This is a genomic window from Candidatus Ulvibacter alkanivorans (assembly GCF_003333325.1).
GTDB lineage: Bacteria > Bacteroidota > Bacteroidia > Flavobacteriales > Flavobacteriaceae > Ulvibacter_A > Ulvibacter_A alkanivorans.
The window spans coordinates 1-7,614 of sequence record NZ_QOLC01000038.1; the positions used below are offsets into that span (position 1 = coordinate 1).

5 protein-coding genes are annotated in these 7,614 nt (G+C 39.6%); 1 reads left to right on the forward strand and 4 read right to left on the reverse strand.

Features of this window, described 5'->3' with window-relative positions:
* On the reverse strand, nucleotides 1–2,693 hold a 2,693-nt coding region (locus DWA30_RS02335; protein ID WP_136073134.1), incomplete at its 3' end, for a CLIPPER-2 domain-containing protein.
* A 36-nt stretch (nucleotides 2,694–2,729) separates the two neighbouring features.
* Complete coding sequence (locus tag DWA30_RS02340) at nucleotides 2,730–3,248, reverse strand: hypothetical protein (RefSeq protein ID WP_114490921.1); 519 nt, start codon at nucleotides 3,246–3,248, stop codon at nucleotides 2,730–2,732.
* Nucleotides 3,249–3,733: 485 nt separating this feature from the next.
* On the opposite strand from DWA30_RS02340, the gene DWA30_RS02345 reads away from it, so the two are divergent.
* Nucleotides 3,734–5,332: a peptide chain release factor 3 gene (locus tag DWA30_RS02345; protein WP_114490922.1), complete on the forward strand. Its 1,599-nt coding sequence runs from the start codon at nucleotides 3,734–3,736 to the stop codon at nucleotides 5,330–5,332.
* Between the two features lie 15 nt (nucleotides 5,333–5,347).
* On the opposite strand, the gene DWA30_RS02350 is transcribed toward DWA30_RS02345, so the two are convergent.
* Both DWA30_RS02350 and DWA30_RS02355 read right to left on the reverse strand, forming a co-directional pair.
* Nucleotides 5,348–6,052: a hypothetical protein gene (locus DWA30_RS02350; RefSeq protein ID WP_136073135.1), complete on the reverse strand. Its 705-nt coding sequence runs from the start codon at nucleotides 6,050–6,052 to the stop codon at nucleotides 5,348–5,350.
* Between the two features lie 48 nt (nucleotides 6,053–6,100).
* On the reverse strand, nucleotides 6,101–7,249 hold the full coding sequence (locus DWA30_RS02355) for an Ig-like domain-containing protein (RefSeq protein WP_136073136.1): 1,149 nt from the start codon (nucleotides 7,247–7,249) through the stop codon (nucleotides 6,101–6,103).
* Between the last annotated feature and the right edge of the window lie 365 nt (nucleotides 7,250–7,614).

Consider the following 7,614-nt stretch of genomic DNA (forward strand, 5'->3'; position numbering starts at 1 on the left):
ATATCATCCTGGGTAATGGCATAGGTTGCCGTGTATACCCAAATCTCGGTAACATCTAGTTGCGTATCATTATCACTGTCCCCACCAACAAAGGTGAAGGCCGATACGTTCGGAAGTGGATCACTCAGCAGAATGTTCGATAAACTTACATTTCCTTGATTGGTCACCGTAAAGGTGTAATCGATCTGATCACCCGGAGCAGCTATACAGTTGCCACTGGTATCAAAACCGTTGTAGTCACTCTCTTTTACCAAGGCAATGGCAGGATTTTGACAAATCAATACCGTTACCTGATTACTGGTGTTATCTACATCGCCCAATAATGTGTCTCCTTCTACTTCAGCAGTATTAATTACAGAACCTGCATCAATTTCGGCTTGAGTAACCGTTAGAGAAGCTTCATAAATCCAAGTTTCGCCCACATCAAGAACGCCCGGATTCACTGTATCACCACTAGCAGGACCAGGGATAACCCCTCCTAAAATTGGATCGGTAACCACCACATTTGAAATAGCGACATCACCTTCATTAACAACATTGAACGTATAATCAATAGTATCATTTACGTCAAATGCAATACAATTCCCTGTGTCGCTTACACTTGCTTTTGTAATGGAAATTTCGGCATTTTGACATAATTCTACCGTTTCAGAATCGAGATCATTTACATTAAAAGAAGACGATGACCCTGTGACAGTACCATCAACTTCTGCTTCATTAAATACTTGCCCATTAATAATATCGGTTGGTAGTACCGTATAACTTGCTGTATAAATCCATTCTTCACCGACATCTAAAATTCCAGGATTGGAAGTATCACCACTATTCGGGCCAGGAATAGGATTAAGAGGGTCGATTAAATCATCTGTTACGGTGACGTTCTCGATGCCTACATTGCCCGGATTGGTAACGCTAAACGTATAATTTATGGATTGTCCCGCTGAGATAGGGTTACAACTATTTGGATTGTTTGGACTTGCCGTTTTTTCAATATTTATAGCACAATTGTATAATGTTAATGTTACCGGAGTTCTACTTGTACTAGAACACCCGCTGGTGTTATCGACTGTTTCAGCATAATAAGTGACAGAATCAACTACGTTTAAACTAGGGTCGTTTACAACAGTTCCATTAGTAGGTGCATCGTACCAAACCACTGTTTGATTTGCACCTACTGTTGCTGAAGCCGTTAACGTCTGAATCGTTGGAGTTGTAGCACATTCGGCTTGATCACCTCCACTGATAGGCGCATTAGGTGGTAAATAGATATCGATGGACGAGTCGACAGTTACCGGAGGAAGGTTACAGTTGTTATTATAGGTTCCAGTATATTCCAATTCTGCTCTAAAATCTCCTTCAAAAGGATCACCTCCTGTATATGTAAAGGTTCCCGAAAGATCTGCCATAGTTGTTCCCGAAGCTGTTCCTACCGAAACATTATTCAGAAAAAATTCCCATTCAAAAGAAATAGAGAATGGCGTACAATCACCCGGATCGAAGGTGGCCGAATAATTAATGGCGTTGGTACAATCTACTTGATCGATTACGGGATCTGATATGTCCGGACATGGCACACAAACCTGAGGGTTTGGGAACGGATCTGTTTGATCTATACACGCAGAATCTTCATATGTCATTTCGGTCATACCCGAGTTTTGAATTCCACAGCTCACCATACCGGTGGCCTCGATAGTATATTCAAGTATTTTTGATTCGTTGGAAACATTTCCAATGTCCCAAGTTATGGTCTTGTTTCCAGCATTGTAGGTCGCATCTGCGGGAAGACTAATCGATCCCGGCACGAGGTCGAACCCTGCTCCCAAGACATCTGTAACTACTGCGTTGCGCGCAGCCAATGCCAACTGATTGAGGATTTGACTATAAATTCCTGAAAGGTCGGCTGCATTTTCAGTGGTAAACAAACCACTATTTTGAATTTCGTCTAAAACATGTGTTGCCGCAGCTTGGGCATTTCCACTGATATCACTAAAAAGTCCGACGGAATAGATATTTTGCGTGTACACCTCTCCACTTACGGTCGTAGTTTGTGCACCGACACCTTCATTAATGGCATCGTTCATACATGCATTGTTATTTGCCGGATACGGAGGAGAAGGGATACCGCTACATGAGTTTCCGTTTAATCGTCGGTTCGTTACCCCATCGGTAAGCAATATAATGCTTCGTCCTGTCGCACAGCCAAAATTTCCATTTGCTGTCATTTCGTTGTCTGCAACATCCATGGCACGTGCGATATTTGTTCCACCACTAGCATTCAAATTATTGATCTCTGCAATGATAGCTGATTCGAAGCTTGAGTCCCTTAATCCAATTTCGAGTGTTCCCGAGGTTGAATAAGATACAATTCCGACGCGATTATTACCCGTAGGATTGTTGTCGAACAATTGCGTAACAAAATCGATAGCGGCATCTTGAGCGAAATCTAAAGGATCCCCCTGCATACTTCCCGATCTATCGATCACCAAGATGACATCTTGTGCGATGGGAGGTGGATTACCTGTTACCGTTAAGGTAACATCGAATTGATTACATAAGGTGCTTTCTTCGGCAACTTTCTCAAGGGTTATATTATTTTGCGAGAATATGGCTCCAACGCAAAAAACAAAGAAAATCATAGTGAATATGAGCGACTTCCTTTGATGCATTCTTGAAGTGGTTAGTTGGTTTTTCATAAAGAATATTTTTAAGGTTTACCCCAAGGAGTCTTTTTAATTATTCGCAGGATCTCTTGTGAAAACTTTTATAAAAGCTGTAAGATCTGCCTCATTACAGTTTTGGTTCATTGCTTTAATGTTGATGCCTGCCCAACGATTCACTGTTGCTTCGGAAGGCAAGGAAACGATCGCCTGAAAAATAACGGTTTCATATGCCGGTACTGTAATGATATTGCTAGCAGTACCTTCCTGATAAAAGGTCACATTGAGATCACTCTCCATGCTCAATTGAGCCGGTTCTCTACCTTCTACCGTAAACCGTCGATTGGTACGTTCTGATTGCAACGTAAAAGTTTGTGCACTAGCACCGCTATTGGTGAGTTCTAATTTAAATTTGGCCGGTTTGGTCTCTATTGCTGAACGTGCATTTCGATCCTTATGAACTTTAAGGGAAACATTGCAATTTTGAGCAAATCCTTGCATTCCGAAGATGCAAATAAATATTATGGTTATAAGAATTGAAAACGAGGGCCAAGATTGTTCCGATTTGGAACGAGAATTGAACGTATGCATATGTTAAGTTTTAAAGATTGGTTAATGCAAAGAAAAATGCCCCAACAGCATTAATTTCAGTTTTACACTATCAAATATACGTAGGAAGAAATGTTAAATTCCTACAAATTTTTCACTATTAGTTGAATTGACATAAATACTCGTTGAAATGCATGAAATTGATCATTTTCAAGCAGATTTTTGTAAGAATTTAATATACGTGTAAACACGTAGTTTGCTAATTTTTAGTGGTTTCCATCTATTATTTTTGTAAGAAATAACAACAAGAACTACCCATAACGCATCTACTCATTTTCGAAAATATGAATCGAAAAATAGCTTTGATTGACTATTTCTAACTGAATAATTTTTGGAAAATTTTAACAAGAATTCGAATTCGCCAATTGTCTAAAAGAAGCCTTTATTCTAATTAAAAATATATGCTTGAAAGCATTTTATAAACCGTAAAACAACCCGTATCTTTGACCGCAATTTAGTTGAAAAACATGTCCTTAAAACGCGAAATAGAACGTCGAAGAACTTTTGGTATCATTTCTCACCCCGATGCCGGAAAAACTACGCTCACCGAAAAGTTATTACTATTTGGTGGTGCCATTCAAGAAGCAGGTGCAGTAAAGAGCAATAAAATAAAAAAAGGGGCTACTAGTGACTTTATGGAGATCGAACGGCAACGTGGTATTTCGGTTGCTACATCGGTATTAGCCTTTGAATACGAAGGCATTAAGATCAACATCCTCGATACGCCGGGTCATAAAGATTTTGCCGAAGACACTTTTAGAACACTTACCGCAGTAGATAGTGTTATTGTCGTGATCGACGTTGCGAAAGGGGTCGAGGAACAGACCGAAAAGCTGGTGGAAGTATGTCGCATGCGTAATATCCCAATGATCGTTTTTATAAATAAATTGGACCGTGAGGGAAAAGATGCATTCGAGCTACTTGATGAAATCGAACAGAAGTTAAATCTACGTGTTACTCCTTTGAGTTTTCCTATCGGTATGGGCTATGATTTTAAAGGCATCTTTAACATTTGGGAAAAAAATGTGAATCTATTTAGCGGCGACAGTCGAAAGAACATTGAAGAGACCATTGAGATAGAAGATCTTGAAAGCCCTGAGTTAGATACGCTTATTGGTGATAAAGCCGCAGCAACCCTGCGAGAAGAATTAGAATTGGTGTACGAGGTCTACCCGGACTTTAACCGTCAAGAATATTTAGACGGAAGCTTACAACCTGTCTTTTTTGGTTCTGCCCTTAATAATTTTGGCGTACGAGAGTTATTAGATTGTTTTGTGGAGATTGCCCCTAAACCCAGACCTAAAGAAAGCAATACCCGTTTGGTAAAACCTGAGGAAAAGGATTTTTCCGGATTTGTGTTTAAAATTCATGCGAACATGGACCCTAAGCATCGCGATCGTCTCGCATTTGTAAAGATCGTTTCTGGAACTTTTGAAAGGAACACGCCTTACTTGCATGTTCGCCATAATAAAAAATTAAAATTTTCGAGTCCGAATGCTTTTTTTGCTGAAAAAAAACAGATCGTAGATATTTCATATCCGGGTGACATTGTTGGTTTACACGATACCGGGAATTTTAAAATTGGAGATACGCTAACGGAAGGTGAAGACATGCAATATCGCGGTATTCCAAGTTTTTCACCAGAGCATTTTAAATATATCAATAATGCCGATCCTATGAAAAGCAAACAATTAGAAAAAGGGATCGATCAATTAATGGATGAAGGGGTTGCACAACTTTTTACGCTTGAGTTAAACGGACGAAAAGTAATTGGTACCGTTGGAGCCTTGCAGTTTGAAGTGATCCAATATCGTTTGGAACACGAATATGGAGCAAAGTGTACCTACGAAAATCTAAATGTACATAAGGCGTGTTGGGTAGACCCAAAGGATCCGAAGAGTGATGAGTTCGCTGACTTTAAACGTGTGAAAGCAAAATTCTTAGCCAAAGATAAGCGGGGGCAACTAGTCTTTTTTGCCGATTCACCCTTTACGCTTCAAATGACGCAAAGTAAATACCCTACTGTTAAGCTTCATTTTGTAAGTGAATTCGAATCGATACAATAATCGAACGAGATCATACTACAGGTAGATCGCATTAATGTCTAAACGGTCTATGTTTCCGAAGTCAACACTAAACGCAGCATCCGGTGTTAAATCACCTCCATATACCGCTCCTTGCAAATGCAAACTGTAAGTTCCCGGTTCTAAAACTATGGTAGTTGACCTCGAATTATATACATATCCGGTTGCTGTATCGCAATTTACATTTGAATAAACAGCACTCGTCATTCCGTAAGTTTTAGAAGTATCGGCAGTGGTACCATCGCCAATGTAAAAATAGTTATGTGCAATTTTCGCACGACCATCGTCAATATTGGCACTACCATCGAAATTTTTAAATTCCATAGAAACGTAATAGGTAATCACTACCATAGCCCGTTGGTTCAATTCAAATTCTTGGCTATACAGTTCAGATGCATTCATACCCGAGTTGGCCGTAGTTTGAACCGTTACCGGTGAGACCACCGCAGGTCCAGATGATATTTCGCCAGACAATGCGCCTAACATAAGATCACCATTCCCATCGACCATTACGTTGTACATTGAAGTACCTCCGTAATTCTTATTATTGTTTTCACTGTTAAGACCATCAATTCGAATGGTGCTTTCACTCCCCGCTATATGCAAAGCAGATTGTGGAGTGGTAGTACCAATTCCTACTTGAGCCGAAGCCGGTAAAAATGCTATCATAAATAATAGACAAAGGGTAGTTAACTGTTTCATAAGTAAAGTATTTTGGGGGCGTTGAAAATCTATTTTTTAATTCTTTGGTTAATTTTGTAATAAGGGTCCATCGGCATTACCCGATAAACATTCACATCCGGTCGATGGACCGGTTTCATATGTTATAGTTACGGTTGCTCGATCGCATGTGGCGGTATTAGGTGCAGGCAAACAAACTTCGTACTCAAATACCACATCACCTGTAAAGGCTATTGATGGTGTATATGAATAAGTACCATTAGCGTTAAACGTGAACGATTCCCCTTCAGGAGTAGGCCCACTTACTAATGAGAAGGTAGAACCCGCCGGAATGGTACTTCCATTCACGGTGCCATTGAACACCTCGTTCATACAACTCGTTTCAGTCTTAGGTACTGCATAACGTTGCAGTATAAAAAATTTACCATCTCCATGGTCTACAGTGGCCGCAGTAAGATCCACGCGTGTAATTATAGAACCTAGAGGAGCTAGATCTTCCAAATAAAACAAAGCAATACCAATAGTTCCATTGTTCTCTACGACTCTACCCGAATTCCAATAATCGACACCAGCCGGTGGTGGATTAAATTGCGGTCCTGATTGCGTAGAATTAGAACGTACAAAAGTATCTCCTAAAAATTGTTCCGGGCCTCCGCCTGCCGGAGTTCCATATATCGAAATGTAGTAACAGTTATTCGCATTTCGTTCAGAAATAGCGATAATACCACCATCGTTAGAAGGAATTCCTGGATTGTATACTAGCGATTGAATTTGCGCATCGGTCGTAGCAATAGCTCCGAAATCTCCACAAATATCTCGACCGTTATAAGTTGAATTAAAATAATGATTTAAGTTTTTATCCTGAAAGGCAGCTAAGGCATCTGCGTTCCAATCGGCATTTGCACTACTGTCGTTCGTAGTAGTTCCATTTTCCAGGATCTTATTACGGCTGTGACCATTTGGTCCTAAACGCGTAAGTACATATGATGAGGGTGCTGCAACCGATTGAAATACGAATCCGTCTACAGTAATAGAACTTAACGTAGCAGGATCGTTGGTGTTTGCTTGTGTATCATCCCATTGAAAAGTAACTCCGGTCTGTATAGACGGAGCTTGTGTCTGTGCTATGCTTCTAACCGAAAAGCAAAGTAGACAGACAATTAACGATAGCATCATTACTGATGATCCATTACGGATTTGGTGCAAAGTAGGTTTCATACATTTAATTTGGGGTGATTCGCAAAAATTAACTTCGCAGTTAATGTGGGGGCAATTGCGATTCTAAGCAAATGTATGTCAGATTGTTGTATTTTCTTACAAGGAAGTTTATATTTTCGTTATGATGGACAATTAAATCGATGAAAGACACAATACTCCAATTTTCCAATAGGATTTTGAAGCTGTTTTCTTCGGAAAAATACGTATAACGGCAATCATTTTTGTCTGAATCAAAGGCTTAAATCTCTTTCAAAAAATTAAAAATCAGGCATTTTCAAAAATAAAGATTAGCGATCTATAACCATAAAAAAAGTGCTGTTACCAACAAATGTTTAGATAAAAGCACCTTACTAAATTAAATGATG